Here is a 16,658-nt window from a genome sequence, read left to right as displayed (position 1 = left end):
CTGCCCGAAGACAGCCCTCACCCACATCTCCCGTGACGCCGCATCTCCGGCGTCCACCGCATCCCACCCCGCGAACGTGACGATCGCGATCGCCCCTCTCGGTGGGGCAGGACGAAGGGGAATATAATCAAGATAGGTGTATTATCAATAGAAGATAGGAAAAAATGTTTGGGCGCTGTCTTACCGCTCCAAGCTCGTCATTCCGGGGCGCGGGCGGCGCCTTCGCGCACGCGAACCCGGAATCCCGGCATGTTCAGCAAAACACTTCGAGATTCCGGGCTCATGCCGGCCCGCTTCGCGGTCCGTCCTGCCCGGAATGACAGCTTAGGCGGTACGTTGTCGCCCGCTGCTGTCGGATGGGCTATGTCAGGGGCGAGATGATGAAGAGGCAGAAATGATGACGGATGTTTTTCGGCTGGATCGCTATCTCGCGCGGATCGGCTTTGACGGATCGGTTGCTCCGGATCTGGCAACCCTTGCGGCCATTCATGCCGCTCAGGTCGATGCGCTGCCGTTCGAGGGTCTCAATCCGTTGCTCGGTCTGCCGGTCAAACTGGATATGGCGTCGCTGCAGCACAAGCTCCTCGAAAGCCGACGCGGGGGCTATTGCTATGAGCTGAACGCGATGCTGCGGGCCGCGCTCGAGACGATTGGCTTCAAGGTCACGGGCCTCGGCGCCCGGGTGCGCTGGAATGCGCCGCCGGACAGTCCGCTTGGCCCCAGGACGCACATGCTCCTGAAGGTCGATCTTCCGGACGGACCTTATCTCGCTGATACCGGCTTTGGCGCCTGCGTACTCGATGCACCTCTACGGCTCCTCGCGGGGACCGAGCAGCAAACGGCGATGGGGACCTATCGGCTGATCGAAGCCGATGGCCTGTTGTCGCTGAGTGCGAAGCGGGCGGAAGGCTGGCGGACGATGTATGTGTTTGACCTCGCGCCGCAACTGCCATCGGATTACGAGCTCGGCAACTGGTACACATCGACCAGCCCCTTCGTGCCCTTCACCTCGACGCTGGTGATGGAGCGCGTCAGCAACGGCCGGCGTTATAAACTGGTCAATCGCCACCTGATCACGGAGGGACCTGACGGCGAACCGGTGTCTGAACGCGTGCTCGGCAGCGCTGCGGAGTTGCAGCAGGTTCTCGACGAGACCTTCGGCGTCACGCCGCCGGCATCCGCCGACGAGATATTCGCGGTCATCAACGCAAACGCAGAGCGCCGTTGACTGCTGCGTAATCCCTCCATTTCGACCCGATTGCAGCGAATGACGCCTTCGGCTAATTCGCCCCCGGGATCATCACGAGGAATGTCAAATGTCGCTGTCATCCGCCAAGAACTATGCGCTGCGCGCCGCCAAGTCGCAGGACCAGAAGGAAGCCACCGAGCTTTTGTCCAAGGCGATCATGGAATTGACACTGGCGATCGAGGCGCAGGACGCCAAGATCAAGAAGATGAACAAGGGCGCATGATCGGGACGCCGATCTCACCGGATCGCGATTGAACCTATTGCGCAGCCGCACGTTCAGTGTTCCCCACATCAGAGGATACGACATGAGCGCGCTCAGCAAGATCAAGGAACATATGGAAATCATCGGCGCCGACGGCGTCCATGTCGGCACGGTCGACAAGGTCGAGGGCAACCGCATCAAGCTGACCAAGAAGGACAGCGGCGAGGGCAGCCACAAGGGTCACCATCACTTTATCGATGGCGGTCTGGTCGCCGAAGTCGAGGGCGACAAGGTGCGGCTCTCGGCCAATGGCGACGTCGCCTTTGCCATGGAAGAAGAGAAGTAAGACGGAAAAACCCCGCGGTGTAAGCCGTGGGGTTTTCGTTCAGATCACTCAGATGGAGCGAGGTGAGGTGTGTCTCACTTCACCTCCATCTGCAGACCTTCCTTGTCGATGATGGTCTTGAACTTGGCGGTCTCGGCCTCGACGAAGGTCTGGTACTGCTGGGGCGTGCCGTAGTCCGCCACGGCGCCCATGGCCGCGATGGTCTTCTTGGTCGCATCGGTGCCGAGCAGAACCTTGATCTGCTCATTGAGCGCGGTCACGGCTTCGGTGGGGGTGCTCTTCGGATAGAACACGCCGAACCAGGACGCGACGTCGAACTTCTCCAGCTCGGGTGCGGTCTCGCGCATTGCCGGCACGTTCGGCGCCTGTGCGTTGCGCTGCTGCGTGGTGACGGCGAGGCCGGTGAGCTTGCCGTCGAGTACCTGGGGCAGCGACGGATAGAGATTGTCGAACAGGATCTGGATGTCGCCAGCGAGGGCCGCCTGCAGCGCGGGGCCTGCACCGCGGAACGGCACGTGCTGCATCTTCAATCCGGTGAGCTGCAGCCACCATGCGCCGGTGAGGTGCGGGCTCTGGCCGACGCCCGACGAGCCATAGTTCAGCTTGTCCGGATTGGCCTTGATATAGGCGATCAGTTCCGGGATCGTCTTGATAGGCACGCTCGGATGCGCGCAGACGATGTTCGGAATCTTGATCATGTTGCTGACCGCCTGCAACTGATCGCTCTTGTAGGTCAGGTTCTTGAAGATGCTGTAGGCGATGGCGTTGGGGCCGGGATTGCCGACCAGGATGGTGTGGCCATCGCCCTTGAGGCGCGCGACTTCGGCGGTGCCGATGGTGCCGCCGCCGCCCGAGCGGTTTTCGACGACGACCGACTGGCCCCAGACCGGCTGCAGATGTGCGGCCAGCATGCGGCCCATCACGTCGGTGGAGCCGCCGGCTGCGGCGGGCACGATGACGCGGACGGTTTCGGTGGGCTTCCATTCGCCGGCACCGAGGCTGGCGCGCGGCAGGATCGCGGCACTGGTGATCGCGGCCGCGCCGGTCAGCACGCTGCGGCGGGTGATGAGTCTGGTCATGGTTTCGTCCCCTCGATGGTGTCGTTTGGTTTTGGTCTTGCCGAAACCGTAAATCAGACAGCTTGCTCCGGGCAAGCCGACCTTTGACGCGCGGCGCCGCAGCACAAAGAAAAAGCCCCGCGGCGTGTGCCACGGGGCTTTTGCAATCGGGTCTGGCGAGGATAACGCGGCGCGTCATCCCCGTGACATGTGAGCCTATGCCTTCTTGATCGTGCGGTAGTCGAACTGGCGGTGAAACCAGTATGTGTAGCCGCTGATGTTCTTCTGCATTGCGAGGCTCAGATAGGGCTGGACCAGCGGGATGCGCGGCACCTCATCGAAGGCGATGTCGATCATCTTCTTCACCGCGGTCTCGTAAGCGGGCTTGTCGCCGCTGGCATGGGTCGCCCGCGCCGCATCGATCTCCTTGTCGAGGGCGGGGTTCTGATAGCTCATGGTGTTAAAGATGGCATTCTGGCCGTGATAAGTGAGGAAGAAGAAGTATTCGGGATAATCCAGCCAGCCCGAGAAGAAGTTGATCATGAAAGGCATGGTCTTCTTCGTCATCTCGCCGCGCCAGTTCGAGCCCGGGATCTTGTCAATCCGCGTCTTGATGCCGATGGCGGCGAGGTTTTCCTGAACCAGCACAGCGATCGGCTCCGAGATGGTGCTCTGGCCGATATCGAGCGAAATCACAGTCTCGAACCCGTCGGCCATGCCGGCCTCGGCCAGCAGCGCCTTGGCTTTGGCGAGATCGGTCGTGTAGCCGGTGGGGCAGGGCCATGCGGTGCTGCTGACCTTGTTGGAGGCGGCGCCATAGAGCGGCTTGGCTGCGCCGAAGAACGCCGCATCCATGATCTTCTGATACGGCACCGCATAGGCGACGGCCTGCCGGACCTTCACATTGTCGAACGGCGGCTTGGTGACATTCAGCTCGATGCAGTACATGCCGTTGGAGATCGGATTGGCAGCGACGTTGAACTTTTTCTCCTTCAGCTCGGCATAGTCCTTCGCGGGCACTTCGAACGAGACGTCCGCGTCGCCACGCTCGATCAGCGCGCGGCGGTTGCCGGCTGACGGCACCATGCGCCAGATCACGCGCTTCAGCGACGGCAGCGGGCCGCATTTCCAGTCGTCGTTGCGGATGTAGACGACCTCGGTACCCGGCGTATATTTCTCGACCTTGAAGGCGCCACCGCCGGCCATGTTGTTCTTCGCGAACTCCATGCCCCACGGATCCTTCTCGGTAGCGTTCTTCTTCAGCAGCGCCGAATTGTAGATCGCCGGAATGAGCACGGCGATGTCGGGCATGGTGAGCGCGTCGGGCCTCACGAAATCGACGCGGAACGTGTAATCGTCGATCGCCTTGAACTGGTCGGTCTTCAGCATGCTGCCGACCGCCATCTGGCTGGTCGGAAAACCGCCGACCGAGACGGCGCGGTCGAATGACCATTTGACGTCGGCCGCCTTGACCGGCGTGCCGTCATGGAAGGTCGCATCCTTGCGCAGATGGAAGGTGACGCCGGTGGCATCGATATCCCATTTCTCCGCCAGTTCCGGCGCCAGCTTGTCCTGGTCGTAGGACGTCGAGCCGTCCGGCAACGTTTTGGTCGCATAGGTCATCAGGCGGTCGTAACAATTCCACGACACTTCATAGCCCGGGCGATTGGTGCCGACGCCCTGCACGTCGAGATTGTTGGGGCCGCCCTCACTGATGATCAGCAGCGTCTCCTGCTTCGACTGTGCCTGCGCATGCGTCAGCGGCTCCAGCGAGGCGAAGCCGCCGACGACGGTCGCGGCGGTGGCGGAATGGAGAAATTCTCGGCGGTTCATAAGATGTCGTCTCCTGATCGGCATTCGCTCAAAAGGCGAAGCGTGCTGCGTGAAGCGAGCAAGCGACGTGCCAGATCGGAGGTGCGATGCGTATGGGCGATCAAGATTCGGAGAAGCGGAGCGCGCCAACAAAAACCCCGCGGCGTGGGCCGCGGGGTTTGCAATCAGACGTCGCTCATTTTCGCAGCGATCAGCGGAAGCTGATCAGCTTGAACAGCGGCGTGAGGTAGCTCATTTCCTGGCCGGAGGTCGGCGTGGTGCGGCTGATGAAGTCGAAAATCTTGCCGTCCTGCAGGCCATAATTGGCGAGCCGGATCACCTTGCGGTTCTTGTCGAAATAGATCGCGATGACGCGCTGGTCTGTGACCTTCTGCGGCATGAACGCGACGGCGCGTTCGGAGCGCTGCGAGATGTAATAGAACACTTCACCTGATAGCGTGGCGACCGTGGAGGGCGTGCCCATCACGATCAGGACCTGATCCTGGCTGGCGCCGATCGGGATCTGCTCCAGCGCGCCGGGGGGCAGGATGTAGCCCTTCTGGAATTGCTCGGCGCAGGCGCCCAGCGTGACGCACAGGGCCGCGACCGCAAGTGCCGCGCGCATGCCGCGCCAGGAGCGGCGCAGGGAATGGCCCGTGGCGCGCGCCGGCTGCGCCGTGGCGCTGGTGGAGGTCGAAATTGTCATCGTGGAGGGATCCCATCCTCTTGCATCCCGGGAGGCGTTGACGTACCGGGCAGAACCTCTGAATGCAACATGCGCGCGCCCGAGGGGCCCGCCTGAGGAACCCACGATGGTCTGGCCGTTCAGTCACTTCAGAAAACCCCCGGCGCCGTTGCGCGGCACCATTGAAGCCATCTATGGCATGATCGTGGCGCAGGCGCGAGAACCCTTGTTTTATCGGGACTTGGCAGCCCCGGATACGGTAAACGGGCGTTTCGATATGTTGCTGCTGCACCTGTGGCTGGTGCTGCGCCGGATGAACCCGAAGGATGAGTTGTCGCAGGGACTTTTCGACAGGTTCTGCAGCGATATGGACGACAACCTGCGCGAACTCGGCACCAGCGACATGAAGGTGCCGAAAAAGATGCGGGAATTCGGCGATGCATTTTATGGCCGGACAGGGGCCTATGACGCAGCGCTCGGCGTGGGTAGGGAGCCTCTGGCGGCGGCGCTGTCGAAGAATATCTATTATGGCATGGACATCGAGAACGCCCGGCGTCTCGCGGTTTATGTCGAAGCGGCGAATGCCCGTCTGGGCACGCTGGATGCAACGACACTGACATCAGGCGCGTGGCACTTCCCGTCGCCTGCGGAAACCTTGGTAACGACATGAATAGACCCGACCGTACCGTGGATCTCACGCCGCCCTGGAGCGTGCCGATCGCCGTAGTCCAGATCCCCGACACGGGGCTGGCGCGCGACATCGAGGCCACTCCCGAACAGCGCAAGGGAATCGCCGCGCTGGGTGGCCTCGTCAGCGTGGGCGCTGCCAAGGGCGAATTGCTGCTGACCCCAGTGAAGGGCGGCACGGTGCATGTCACCGGCCGCATCTGGGGCAAGGTCGAGCAGACCTGCGTGGTGACGCTTGAGCCGGTGGCTGCAGATTTCGAGGAAGAGATCGACCTGATTTTCGCGCCGCCGTCGCAGATTCGCGAACTGGCCGAATCGGTCGACGAGGACATCGAGAGCGATGAGGAGACCCCGGACCCGCCGGAGCCGATCGAAAACGGCTTGATCGACCTCGGCAAACTGGCGACCGACGCGCTGTTTCTGGGGCTGGACCCGTATCCCCGTAAGCCGGATGCGGTGTTCGAGCCGGTGGTCGTGGTTCCGGACCCGGAAGAGCACCCGTTTGCGGCCCTGAAAGCGCTGAAAACCGCCCCTGAGACGCCCAAATCCAAGAAGCCCGGGAAGGGCTGAGACCGGGGTCCGATTCCACGCCCCGTGCGGCTGGCGGGACAAAAGCGCCCGGTCAAGATGTTGTATCGGGTCACGGAAACGCTATTGTCCCCGGCCGAAATCGGGTTAATGCCATAACTTCGCCGTCTGCCGCCAATTGCAGCAGACTTCGTCCGCGGCCACGAGCGTCACAGGCCGCAAGAGACAGGTTTCCGGAACGTCCATGCCGAAAAAGGTTCGCATCGCGCTAGACGCCATGGGTGGCGATATCGGCGCATCGGTGGTCATTCCGGGCGCTGCGATTTCGTTGACCCGGCACCCCGACAGTGAGTTCCTGCTGTTCGGTGACAGCGCGCTGATCGAGAAAGAACTCGCCAATCATCCGGCACTGAAAGCCGTATCGAAAGTGATCCATACCGACGTTGCCGTCAGCATGCATGACAAGCCGAGCCAGGCGCTGCGCCGTGGCCGCAAGGTCTCGTCGATGTGGCTGGCGATCGAGGCGGTGAAGAAGGGCGAGGCCGATGTCGCGGTCTCCGCCGGCAATACCGGCGCGCTGATGGCGATGGCGCGGTTCTGCCTGCGCATGCTCGACGGCATCGAACGCCCGGGTCTGGCCGCGATCTGGCCGACCACGCGCGGCGACTCGGTGGTGCTCGATCTCGGTGCCACCATCGGCGGCGACGCCAACCACCTGAAGACGCTGGCCGTGATGGGCAGTGCCATGGCCAGCGCGCTGTTCGATCTGGCGCGACCCACAGTCGGTCTGCTCAATATCGGCGTCGAGGAAATCAAGGGCGGCGACGAGATCCGCGATGCCGCCGAACTACTGCGCAACGCCAATCTGCCGCAGCTCGAATTCGTCGGCTTCGTCGAGGGCGACGGCATCGGCCGCGGCGATGCCGACGTGATCGTCACCGAAGGTTTCAGCGGCAATATCGCGCTGAAGGCGGCCGAGGGCACGGCGCGCCAGTTCGCAGAATATCTGCGCAATGCCATGGCCCGTACCTGGCGCTCGCGCATCGGCTACCTGTTCGCCAAGAACGCCTTCAAGGCGGTGCGCGACAAGGTCGATCCCAACAAGTCCAACGGTGCGGTGTTTCTCGGCCTGCGCGGCATCGTGGTGAAGAGCCACGGTGGCACCAATGCCGACGGTTTCGCCTATGCGGTGGATGTCGGTTACGACATGGTCCGCTACGACCTTCTCACCAAGATCAATCAAATGCTCAACCGCGACGGCCAAGCGCTCCCTGCGAGCCCGGCTGCGCAGGAGGCTGTCTCGTGACTGCGATACGTTCGGTCGTGCTCGGCTGCGGCTCTTACCTGCCGGAGCGGATCCTGACCAATGCCGAACTGGCATCCAAGGTTGACACATCGGACGAGTGGATCGTTCAGCGCACCGGTATCAAGCAGCGCCATATCGCTGCGGATGGCGAGTTCACCTCGCATCTGGCGATCAAGGCCGCGCAGGCGGCGCTGGCCAATGCCGGCGTTGACGCGCAGTCTATCGATCTGATCGTGCTGGCGACCTCGACCCCGGACAATACGTTCCCGGCAACCGCCGTTGCGGTGCAGAACGCGCTGGGCATCACCCATGGCGCGGCGTTCGACCTGCAGGCGGTGTGTTCCGGCTTCATCTTTGGGCTGACCACCGCCGACAGTCTGCTGCGCACCGGCGCCGGCAAACGCGCGCTGGTGATCGGTGCGGAGACTTTCTCGCGCATTCTCGACTGGACCGATCGCGGAACCTGCGTGCTGTTCGGTGACGGCGCCGGTGCGGTGGTGCTGGAAGCACAGACCCAGCCCGGCGAAGCCAGCGATCGCGGCGTGCTGACCACGCATCTGCGCTCGGACGGCCGGCACAAGGAGAAGCTGTTCGTCGATGGCGGCCCGTCCTCGACGCAGACGGTGGGTTACCTGCGCATGGAAGGTCGCGAGGTCTTCAAACATGCGGTGGGCATGATCACCGACGTGATCGTCGATGCCTTCAAAGCCACCGGCGCCAGCGCCGAGACTATCGACTGGTTCGTGCCGCATCAGGCCAACAAGCGCATTATCGATGCGTCCGCGCACAAACTGCATATTGCACCGCAAAAGGTGGTGCTGACCGTGGATCTTCACGGCAACACGTCGGCGGCGTCGATTCCGCTCGCATTGTCGGTGGCGGTCAATGACGGCCGCATCAAGAAGGGCGACCTCGTGCTGCTCGAAGCCATGGGCGGCGGCTTCACCTGGGGGTCTGCACTCATTCGCTGGTGATGATGCAGATCGACAACATCTCAAATTGTCATGATTTTCCATGCCTTTGCATCGATGGTGACTGTTGACCGGAGCGCGTTAACCTCCTAATTTCTGACGCGAATTTGGTTCGCCGAGAGTAGTTGGGGCAGGCGATGACGGGCACGGGAAAAACAGTCACACGCGTCGATCTGTGCGAGGCGGTCTACCAAAAGGTAGGTCTCTCGCGCACGGAGTCGTCCGCGTTTGTTGAATTGGTTTTGAAAGAAATTACGGATTGTCTGGAGAAGGGCGAGACAGTGAAGCTGTCGTCGTTCGGCTCCTTCATGGTGCGCAAAAAAGGCGAGCGCATCGGTCGCAATCCGAAGACGGGCACAGAAGTACCGATCTCGCCGCGGCGAGTGATGGTATTCAAGCCGTCGGCGATCCTGAAACAGCGGATCAATGGCGACAGTACCGCAGTGGGCAACGGTAAAGATCACGACGACTAACGAGAGAAACAGGGCGAACCACAGGGATCCTGCACTTGGACAAAGCGCCGGATGCGTTTCGAACCATAAGCGAGGTCGCTGACGATCTCGATATACCGCAGCATGTTCTGCGGTTCTGGGAAACGCGGTTCACTCAAATCAAACCGATGAAGCGATCAGGCGGCCGGCGATATTATCGTCCGGACGATGTCGATCTGCTGCGCGGCATCCGCCGGTTGCTCTACGGCGAGGGTTACACCATCCGCGGTGTGCAACGAATCCTGAAAGAGAACGGCATCAAATCGGTGCAGGGGCTGGTCGACGGCCACGCTGCGCCGAGCTTCGCGCCGACGTCTGCCGCCATCGCGCCGCGCGTCCAGGCGAAGCGTCCCGTGGTCGAAGAGGATCACGAGGAAGAAGAAGCCGAGGACGAGGCTGAACGCGACGAGGACATCGAGGAAGAGGCCGAAGACGAGGCTGACGCCGAAGGCGCCGAGGACGAGGAAGAAGAGGGCGACGAGGACGACGGCGAAGAGGGTGAGGACGAAGAGGCTGAGGAAGAAGACAAGGAGGAAGCTGCTGCTCCCGTTGTCGCTCGCCGCGAACCTCCGATGACATCGACGTCGCCGCGCGTGGGGCCACAGCTGCAGCGGCCGCCATCGCGGGCAAACCCCGCCTTGGCAAATCCTGGCGTGGCGCGGCCCGAACCGGCGATGTCGGCTCCGACGCAGAGCGCAAGACCGGCTGCGATCCCGCACCCAAGGCCGAACCCACAGCGCCGGCTGGAGCGCGAACGGCTCGAAGCCGTGCTCGAGGAGCTGCTGGCGGCGCGTCAGGCGCTCGATACGGCGATGAAGGACGGCTAGAGTTTGCTTCATCTCCGATGAAGCAAACTCTAGCGTTTTTCCTTATTGGAGCATGATCTTGTCCGAAAACCGGTATCCACCCCCGCCCCACAACCAATCCGGTTCAATCCACTCAGCCTTCTTGCGCCTCGAACAGATCGAAGCTACACGATGCCCCATCGGAGCGTAGCGCAGCCCGGTTAGCGCACTAGTCTGGGAGACTAGGGGTCGGAGGTTCGAATCCTCTCGCTCCGACCATTTTTCCAAATGATTTCAAGATATTAGAAGTCTCGCTTGCGAGCGGTGCCGGCTGAATTGGGCGGCCTCGATCGAGCGCGCGCGACACCGCCTTACGATTTCGGTTCGACGAAATCACCGTGAATCACGTCGTCTTTCCGTCCGGCGAACCAGAGAAGCCCGACATAAGCCGCTGCACAAACCAGGAAGCCGAGGACAATAATCTCTAACATAATATCTACTCTACGCTGAAAACATTAGACTTCTCCCGGCTCCGGGTTCCGTCAATTGCCCCAGCCGCACTCCTTAGTGAATCCTTGCCGTCGTGACCCTTTGGCCACAGATGCCGATGTCGCCTTTGGGAGGGCGGCCAGGTAGGTGGCGCCGACGTGTCGTTTTTGCGCCAATGGAACCCTTCGTCATCGAGCCGATTATCCTGAAAACAGGAGGCTCGCATGGCAAGTCACTGGCATACCGCAGATGGTCCGTCGGAGATCCGGCATGACGATGATATCGGCTACTACGGTGGTTGGACCATCAGCGGGTTAGCGGTGGTTGCGACCATCACGGCTGTTTGGCTGTTTGGTATCTAGGCCACTGCGTAACTAAAGCACTTGCGGTGTGTGACAACGCAGCAGCGATGCGCGCGAAGGCTGAATGATGGTGACGAAAAAAGGCCCGGAGCAATGCTCCGGGCCTTTTTCGATTCAGCTAGCTGCGGTTAGTAGTAGCCGTAGCTGCGATAGTAGCGAGGGCCGCCATAGTAGCCGTCGCCGTAACCATAGCGCGGACCATAGGCATAACGCGGGCCGTAATGGCGCGGGCCATAAGCATATCCGTAACCGGGGCCGTAAGCGCCATAGGCACCGGCCGCCAATGCGCCGGCAGCGATGCCAAGACCGATGGCGGCGCCGCGACCGCCACGGGCCTCAGCGGGTTTCGATGCGATCGACGCCGCGCCGACGGCAGCGACGGTGGCAAGAATAAGTGCTGTCTTCTTCATGCTGCTTCTCCTTCGTGTCGAGAAGTCAACGTGTCGGTGTTTTGAAGGTTCAGTTCCGATTCATGGCATATCGACCACAAATTTTGCCGCGATGGGGGAACGAATAATATGGCTCGATCAGCTAGCGGCGTTCCGCTTTACGCGTTGCGACCGAAAGTGAGATGCGCGTGCAGCGTCGATCATCTCGCAGCTCATGGTGGGTCCAGAAAAGATAATGGCCCGGAGCGAACTCCGAGCCATCAAACGCAGACGTACATCCGGTCTGCGCTTCCTTGACTCCACAGTGAGTCGAGAAGGTTAATAAATGTCTAACGTCGATGCGTGACGACATGATGACCGATCGCGGTCATCCCGTCGGGCCTTCGACTTCCTTGTGATCCTTGTCAGGCAAGACGCCGCTGCCGGGCGTCTTGTTCTCGTCGGTCAGTTCCGGCTTGTCGTGCGGGCCGGCCGGCGGAATTTTCTGATCGGGCTTCGGCTGTTTGTCGAAGGCGCGGTTCTTTGCTTGCTGTGTCATGCGAAGAGAACGGCTCAGTTCCTCGCGTGTTCCCTTGATGATGGATGTCCATCGCAAATCACAAGAGAATCTGGCACGGCTCGAACATGCGCGGGTCCTTTGTCGATGTGCTTCATTTCGTGCGGAACCTTCCGGGCGGTAATGGCTTGTCCCGCGATACTTTTAAAGGAAGGAATAAATTGTCATGATCAAGAAACTGGCTTTGCTGGCGGCTGCGGCCGTTCTCTATGTCGCAGCACCTGCAGGCCCCGCGTCTGCGCAGGGCATCAATGTGCAGATCGGCGGCGGTGGTTATCACCATCAGGATCGTGGCTATCATCGCGGCCATGGCTATCGCCAGAGCCGCGCCTATGTGCGCCGCGACTACGGTCACCGCCATCACGGCTGGGATCGCCGCGGTACGCGCACCAAGACTGTGATCGTTCGCTAACGGACGTCTATGGTTTGAACAAAGCAGCCTCGCGCAAGCGGGGCTGCTTTCGTTTGTGAGCTTGTCAGACGCTGCCTGGCAGTCCGGATGCCGTACGCAATTGCGCCGTGGCCATATATTGCTGCGTGGCGACGAACATGCCCCACATGATGCCGAGCATCATCCAGAAGTGGCGCCAGTGGTCGGTGTCGATGATGAAGGCTTCACCGACTGTCCCGAGATAGGCTGCGAACACCGCGAGATAAGCGCGCTGCCATGGTACGCGCACGAAAATGTAGCGAAAGCCGAGCAAAGCCGTGATGAACACCAGCGCGGGATAGCACACCCCTGAAATCCAGCCGCCGGACATGAAGGCGTTGAGATAGGAGTTGTGGGTGTCTTCCGGAAAGAAGCGCGTGAATTGCAGCGGGCCGATGCCGAAGGGCAGATCGAGTGCCATTTGCGCGCCGAGAATATGTCGGCCGAAACGACCGAAGCGGCCTTCGTCATATTTCTGATCGAACGAGGCGCGCTGCTTGAACATGTCGGCGATGAAGTCGAACTGCAGCAGGATCACGATCACCAGCGCCACGACGGCCACGGCCGCCAGCGCCATGATGATGATGCGCGAGCGCTGTTTGTTGGACTGGCTGGTCAACACCATCAGCATCAGCATGAAGGCCGAGGTGATCGCCAGCAGACCCCAGGCGGCGCGGGAGAAAGCGAGCAGGACGGCGAGCGCAATGATGCCGAGCGCAATGGCACTGCGAAGCGAGCGGCTGAAACCGTCGCTGACCACGCTCTGCAGGCAGAACAGCGCCGGCAGGACCAGAAACGCGCCCAGCACGTTGGGATCCTTGAAGGTGCCGGCGGCGCGGCCGTAGAGCGTGAACATCTCCGCGCCGGGGATCAGATGCAGATAGCCCAGGATGCCGGCCAGCGATGCCACCAGTGCGCCGACGATCAGGCCGCGGCGCAGCAGATCGATGCGCGCCAGCGTGTCCTCGGACATCACCAGCGCGACGAAGATCGCCATGATGGCCATGTACCAGGAGGTCAGGATCCAGTTCACGATAGGCGTCTTGTCGAGCAGATAGGCCGCGCAGATCGTGTAGCCGAGATTGACCAGGAACAGCATGAGCAGCAGCGGCATGAACACCAGCCGCATGCGCAGGCCCGACGCGAAGAACACCACCATCGCGGTGAGGGTGGCGATCTCAAAGGGGCTCGGCTCGATGAAGACGATGGCGCCGCCAAAGCCCATCGCCCACAGCAGCGCGCGCTGCAGCGTCACCACGGCGGGAGGCGCCGCAGGCGAGGCGATGTAGTGATCGGCAGTCGCGTGAGTGCTCATGGTGGCATCACTCTACGCAGGCAGGGTTGACGAGTGGTGTAAGGCAGAGGCTGAGGCCTGCCTCAATACGCGTTCTCGTTCTTCGTCAGCATTGAAACCGGCGTTTTCAGCATGATGTAGACGTCGAACAGCACTGACCAATTCTCGATGTAGTAGAGATCGAACTCGACGCGCTTCTGCAGTTTCTCCTCGCTGTCGACTTCGCCACGCCAGCCATTGACCTGCGCCCAGCCCGTGATGCCGGGCTTGACGCGGTGGCGAGCGAAATAGCCGTCGACGGCCTCGTCCAGCAGTTGGCTCTGCACCCTCTGCTGAACGGCGTGGGGGCGGGGGCCGACCAGCGACAGGTTGTTCTTGAACACCACGTTGAAGAGCTGCGGCAATTCGTCGATGGAGGATTTGCGAATGAACCGGCCCACGCGGGTAACGCGCTTGTCACCCTTCGTCACGACGGTCTTGGCCAGCGGATCGGCCTGGTCATGATAGAGCGAGCGGAACTTGAAGACGTCGATGCGCTCGTTGTTGAAGCCGAAGCGCTTCTGCCGGAACAACACCGGGCCGGGGCTGTCGAGCTTGATGGCGATGGCGACCAGCGCCATGAACGGCAATGCGGCGATCAGGATCAGGCCGCCGACGATATGGTCGAACAGCCACTTCATCACCAGATCCCAGTCGGTGATCGGCGCCTCGAATACGTCGAGGGTCGGCACCTTACCGAGATAGGAATAGGAGCGGGGGCGGAAGCGCAGCTTGTTGGTGTGGGCGGAGAGGCGGATATCCACCGGCAACACCCACAGCTTCTTCAGCATTTCCAGAATGCGCGTCTCGGCCGAGATCGGCAGCGCGAACAGCACGAGATCGACGCGGGTGCGCCGCGCGAATTCGATGATGTCATCGACCTTGCCAAGCTTCGGCGCGCCCGAGATCGTGTCCATCGAGCGCTTGTCGTTGCGGTCGTCGAACACGCCGAGGATCTGGATATCGGAATCCTCTTGCGCATTGAGGTCTCTGATCAGCGTCTCGCCATTGGAATCGGCGCCGACGATGATGGTGCGGCGGTCGAGACGGCCCTGATGCGCCCAGCGCTTGATCAGCGCGCGCACGACGGCACGTTCCGCGATCAGGGCGACGAGGCCGACGAAGAAGAACGAGGAGAGCCAGACACGCGACACCGCGCCGCCGACCTTGGCGAAGAACGAGACGCCGATGAACAGCAGGAACACGAAGGCCCATGCCGACATCATGCGCGTGAGCTGCTTGATGTGGCCGCGGAACACCTGCACCTGATAGATGTCGGCAGATTGGAAACACACCACAGCAGCAGCAGCCATCGCGACGATCGCGGCGAAGTATTCCCATCTGAAGCCAGCTTCTGGCGCGACATAGAGCAGGTTGAGCGCAATGCCGATGATGCTGAGCATCAGGAAATCGACCACGCGCACGACGCCCGTGATGACGACGGGCGAGTAGGCGGCGCGCACCTTCTGATCGGCGACGGCGAGCGCCGCGGGCGTCAGTCTGCGACGACGTTCGAACCGGCGTTCGCCGGGCGCGTCCGTCGCGGCCGCGTCGATCATTGAGCGTGCGTTGATCGGGTCCAAGGTGAAATGTCCGTTGTTGCGCTGGCGTGCGATGTCGCACGTCAAGCCTACCGCTTTTCGCAAGAATTACCGGACAAATCGGAAGATTTGGTTACAGGTTAAGGAAAGTTAACGTTTCGCAAATGCGCTGCGATAGCCTTCGATGACGCCCTCGACCATCGCGTCCTGCGAGAAATGTTCCGCGATGCGCTCACGGAGCAATTGTGCACGCGCGCGCGCAGCGGCGATGTCATCGAGAGCAGTTTTGATCGCCGCGGCCATGGCGTCGACATTGTTCGACTGGAACAATGCCGATGTGTGCGATCCGAAGATTTCCGGAATGCCGCCGACATTGGCGGCGATCATCGGAATGCCGGCAGCGGCGGCCTCGATCACGACATAGGGCATCGAGTCGCCGCGCGATGGAACCACCAGCAGGCGTCCTTTCGAGAACCCGTAACGCGGTTTGACGTGGCCGATGAAGCGTACGGCGTCGGTGAGACCAAGGCGCGCAATCTGAGCCTTCAATGCGTTGGTCTCTTCGCCGTCGCCGCCCAGCGTCAGGGTGACGGGCTGACCATCGGCACGCAGGCGCGCCACGGCATCGACCAACAGATCCGCGCCCTTGATGCGGCGGAACTCACCGACATAACAGATGTCGGTGGCGTCATCGGCGGGCTCGATGGGGTCGAATTCGCCAGATGTCACGCCGTTGAACACGCATTTCACGAGCCCTGACGGTGTGCCGATCATGCGCTGATAGGTGTCGCGGGCGAAGGCGCTCTCGAACAGGAACAGTTCGGTGCGGTTCATCAGGGCGCGTTCGAGGCGGCTGTAGAAGGCGCCTTTCGCCGTATTTTGCGGATAATGCAGCGAACCGCCATGCGGCGTGTAGATGCGGATGACGTTGTTCGACTTTGCCTTCAGGCGCACGAAGGCGCCGGCCTTGGCGCCGTGGCCGTGCAACACGTCCGGCTTCAGCTGGCTGACGAGGCGCATGAACTGCATCCAGACCAGAACGTCGCCCGGATGTGGCTCGCGGTGGATCGGCAGGCGATAGGTGCCCAGTTTCAGGCGCGGGGCGATCTCGGCCAGTGCATCGCGGGCGCGGTCGCCGCCGGTCAGACTGTCGGCGACGATGCCGACTTCATGGCCGCGATCGGCCTGGCCGTTGGCGACATCGATGATGTGGCGAAAGATGCCGCCGACCGGCGCGCGGACAGCGTGCAGGATGCGAAGCGGCTTGTCCGAAGGTGCGTCCATGATCAGAATCGGCATTCGCTGACGAGGAGGGCGTCGCCGGGAGCTGGGACGCACATCGGAAAATCCCTGAAGCAATTGAATCCAATAAGAGCCTTCGTCGTTAAAAAAACGTGTGGATTCAGGCTTCCGCTGCAACGTCGGGTATCAGCCTGCC

The 16,658-nt window shown here is 61.6% G+C and carries 19 protein-coding genes and 1 tRNA gene; 12 read left to right on the top strand and 8 right to left on the bottom strand.

Features of this window, described 5'->3' with window-relative positions:
* Positions 1 to 397: 397 nt before the first annotated feature.
* From A4A58_RS08050 to A4A58_RS08045, 3 genes are all read left to right on the top strand, one after another.
* Positions 398 to 1,228, top strand: coding sequence for an arylamine N-acetyltransferase family protein (locus A4A58_RS08050; protein ID WP_068730967.1), 831 nt, complete (start codon positions 398 to 400; stop codon positions 1,226 to 1,228).
* An 88-nt stretch (positions 1,229 to 1,316) separates the two neighbouring features.
* Positions 1,317 to 1,472: a hypothetical protein gene (locus tag A4A58_RS31080; RefSeq protein ID WP_165826963.1), complete on the top strand. Its 156-nt coding sequence runs from the start codon at positions 1,317 to 1,319 to the stop codon at positions 1,470 to 1,472.
* Positions 1,473 to 1,554: 82 nt separating this feature from the next.
* Entirely contained in the window at positions 1,555 to 1,797 is a 243-nt protein-coding gene (locus tag A4A58_RS08045) for a DUF2171 domain-containing protein (protein ID WP_068730941.1), read from the top strand.
* Between the two features lie 74 nt (positions 1,798 to 1,871).
* Here A4A58_RS08045 and A4A58_RS08040 read toward each other — a convergent pair whose 3' ends face one another.
* The 3 genes from A4A58_RS08040 to A4A58_RS08030 form a co-directional block, all read right to left on the bottom strand.
* Positions 1,872 to 2,876, bottom strand: a complete 1,005-nt coding sequence (locus A4A58_RS08040; protein WP_068730940.1) for a Bug family tripartite tricarboxylate transporter substrate binding protein — start codon at positions 2,874 to 2,876, stop codon at positions 1,872 to 1,874.
* A gap of 195 nt (positions 2,877 to 3,071) precedes the next feature.
* Positions 3,072 to 4,688, bottom strand: coding sequence for an ABC transporter substrate-binding protein (locus A4A58_RS08035; protein ID WP_068730939.1), 1,617 nt, complete (start codon positions 4,686 to 4,688; stop codon positions 3,072 to 3,074).
* A gap of 190 nt (positions 4,689 to 4,878) precedes the next feature.
* On the bottom strand, positions 4,879 to 5,373 hold the full coding sequence (locus A4A58_RS08030; RefSeq protein WP_068730938.1) for an outer membrane protein assembly factor BamE: 495 nt from the start codon (positions 5,371 to 5,373) through the stop codon (positions 4,879 to 4,881).
* A gap of 106 nt (positions 5,374 to 5,479) precedes the next feature.
* Between A4A58_RS08030 and A4A58_RS08025 the strand changes: the two genes are divergently transcribed.
* The 8 genes from A4A58_RS08025 to A4A58_RS31075 all read left to right on the top strand — a co-directional run bounded on the left by A4A58_RS08025 (position 5,480) and on the right by A4A58_RS31075 (position 10,971).
* Positions 5,480 to 6,022, top strand: a complete 543-nt coding sequence (locus tag A4A58_RS08025) for a ubiquinol-cytochrome C chaperone family protein (protein WP_068730937.1) — start codon at positions 5,480 to 5,482, stop codon at positions 6,020 to 6,022.
* Positions 6,019 to 6,609: a YceD family protein gene (locus A4A58_RS08020; protein WP_068730936.1), complete on the top strand. Its 591-nt coding sequence runs from the start codon at positions 6,019 to 6,021 to the stop codon at positions 6,607 to 6,609. The genes A4A58_RS08025 and A4A58_RS08020 overlap by 4 nt, the downstream gene beginning before the upstream one ends.
* Positions 6,610 to 6,811: 202 nt before the next feature.
* On the top strand, positions 6,812 to 7,873 hold the full coding sequence (plsX, locus tag A4A58_RS08015) for a phosphate acyltransferase PlsX (RefSeq protein ID WP_068730935.1): 1,062 nt from the start codon (positions 6,812 to 6,814) through the stop codon (positions 7,871 to 7,873).
* A complete protein-coding gene (locus A4A58_RS08010) occupies positions 7,870 to 8,847 on the top strand; it encodes a beta-ketoacyl-ACP synthase III (protein ID WP_068730934.1) in 978 nt (325 codons plus the stop codon). Before plsX ends, A4A58_RS08010 begins: the two co-directional genes overlap by 4 nt.
* Before the next feature lie 134 nt (positions 8,848 to 8,981).
* Positions 8,982 to 9,317 (top strand): integration host factor subunit alpha, encoded by a 336-nt coding sequence (locus A4A58_RS08005; RefSeq protein WP_068730933.1) that lies wholly within the window; start codon positions 8,982 to 8,984, stop codon positions 9,315 to 9,317.
* Positions 9,318 to 9,352: 35 nt separating this feature from the next.
* Positions 9,353 to 10,162 carry a MerR family transcriptional regulator gene (locus A4A58_RS08000; RefSeq protein ID WP_068730932.1) on the top strand — a complete coding sequence of 270 codons (810 nt, stop codon included), beginning with the start codon at positions 9,353 to 9,355 and terminating at the stop codon, positions 10,160 to 10,162.
* Between the two features lie 159 nt (positions 10,163 to 10,321).
* A tRNA-Pro gene (locus A4A58_RS07995) sits at positions 10,322 to 10,399 on the top strand.
* 434 nt (positions 10,400 to 10,833) lie between these two features.
* The gene (locus A4A58_RS31075) at positions 10,834 to 10,971 is read left to right on the top strand and encodes a hypothetical protein (RefSeq protein ID WP_165826964.1); all 138 of its coding nucleotides are present in this window, start codon (positions 10,834 to 10,836) and stop codon (positions 10,969 to 10,971) included.
* Between the two features lie 128 nt (positions 10,972 to 11,099).
* Here A4A58_RS31075 and A4A58_RS07990 read toward each other — a convergent pair whose 3' ends face one another.
* Together A4A58_RS07990 and A4A58_RS31070 are read right to left on the bottom strand one after the other, a co-directional pair.
* Positions 11,100 to 11,381, bottom strand: coding sequence for a hypothetical protein (locus tag A4A58_RS07990; protein WP_068730931.1), 282 nt, complete (start codon positions 11,379 to 11,381; stop codon positions 11,100 to 11,102).
* A 346-nt stretch (positions 11,382 to 11,727) separates the two neighbouring features.
* Positions 11,728 to 11,898 (bottom strand): hypothetical protein, encoded by a 171-nt coding sequence (locus A4A58_RS31070; protein ID WP_170849687.1) that lies wholly within the window; start codon positions 11,896 to 11,898, stop codon positions 11,728 to 11,730.
* A 184-nt stretch (positions 11,899 to 12,082) separates the two neighbouring features.
* Between A4A58_RS31070 and A4A58_RS07985 the strand changes: the two genes are divergently transcribed.
* Entirely contained in the window at positions 12,083 to 12,328 is a 246-nt protein-coding gene (locus tag A4A58_RS07985; protein WP_068730930.1) for a hypothetical protein, read from the top strand.
* Positions 12,329 to 12,392: 64 nt separating this feature from the next.
* Here A4A58_RS07985 and A4A58_RS07980 read toward each other — a convergent pair whose 3' ends face one another.
* The 3 genes from A4A58_RS07980 to A4A58_RS07970 form a co-directional block, all read right to left on the bottom strand.
* Positions 12,393 to 13,661 (bottom strand): O-antigen ligase family protein, encoded by a 1,269-nt coding sequence (locus A4A58_RS07980; RefSeq protein ID WP_068730929.1) that lies wholly within the window; start codon positions 13,659 to 13,661, stop codon positions 12,393 to 12,395.
* Between the two features lie 62 nt (positions 13,662 to 13,723).
* The gene (locus A4A58_RS07975) at positions 13,724 to 15,262 is read right to left on the bottom strand and encodes an undecaprenyl-phosphate glucose phosphotransferase (RefSeq protein ID WP_068730966.1); all 1,539 of its coding nucleotides are present in this window, start codon (positions 15,260 to 15,262) and stop codon (positions 13,724 to 13,726) included.
* A gap of 108 nt (positions 15,263 to 15,370) precedes the next feature.
* Positions 15,371 to 16,504, bottom strand: coding sequence for a glycosyltransferase family 4 protein (locus tag A4A58_RS07970; RefSeq protein WP_068730965.1), 1,134 nt, complete (start codon positions 16,502 to 16,504; stop codon positions 15,371 to 15,373).
* Positions 16,505 to 16,658: the final 154 nt, after the last annotated feature.

The sequence above is a fragment of the Tardiphaga robiniae genome, assembly GCF_001618955.1.
In the GTDB taxonomy this organism is placed as follows: Bacteria; Pseudomonadota; Alphaproteobacteria; order Rhizobiales; family Xanthobacteraceae; genus Tardiphaga; species Tardiphaga robiniae_A.
This window is presented reverse-complemented; position numbering and strand designations above follow the sequence as displayed.